Below are 718 nucleotides of genomic sequence, written 5' to 3' on the forward strand. Positions count from 1 at the left end.
CACACATTGATCACGCCTAATAAAGCATTTTAAAGTTTTTTCGTGTAGGATATTTCACAAAGTTATATGCAAGCTGTATTCAAAATGGAAATTTTACAAACGAAGAACCTGGATCATCTGGGATTAGTAACTGGGGTATTTAAGAAGTTTGGGATTATTGATTTCGTGAACAAGAAGTTAGGTTTTTCTGACCAGGAGAAGGTAAAACCCGGTGAGGTTTTAGCTGCTTTATGCATGAATGGCTTAGGTTTTGCCAGCCGTCCCTTATCATTAACGCCTCAGTTTTTTGAAACGAAGGCTCTTGATGTTTTATTTGATCAAAAGATAGAGGCATCTGATCTGAATAGACACCGGTTGGGTCGTGTTTTAGATGCGATTCATGATTATGGTTGTGAGCTACTTTACACTGAGATAGCAGCACATGTTTGCGATCAGCTTGACCTTTGCCAGCGCTTCACGAGTATTGATACAACCAGTTTTTCAGTTTCTGGGGAGTATGACACCGAAAGTGATGAAAGAACGATCACGGTGACAAAAGGCTACTCCAAGGACCACCGTCCAGATTTAAATCAGGTAGTTCTGGAGCTGGTGAACAGTCAAGATGGCGGCATCCCTTTGATGATGAAGAGTTTTGATGGCAATACAAGTGATAGTAAGATTTTTAAAGATCGCTGCCAACAGCTGTTAAAATCATTAAACGCAAGTGAAGGCCCACGCT

1 protein-coding gene is annotated in these 718 nt (G+C 40.7%); it reads left to right on the forward strand.

Going from position 1 to position 718, the window contains the following annotated elements; translation table 11 throughout:
• Positions 1-84: 84 nt before the first annotated feature.
• The coding region (locus DNK84_RS11860; protein WP_162902428.1) for an IS1634 family transposase at positions 85-718 on the forward strand (634 nt) is incomplete at its 3' end.

This window comes from Facilibium subflavum (assembly GCF_003574485.1).
In the GTDB taxonomy this organism is placed as follows: Bacteria; Pseudomonadota; Gammaproteobacteria; order Francisellales; family Francisellaceae; genus Facilibium; species Facilibium subflavum.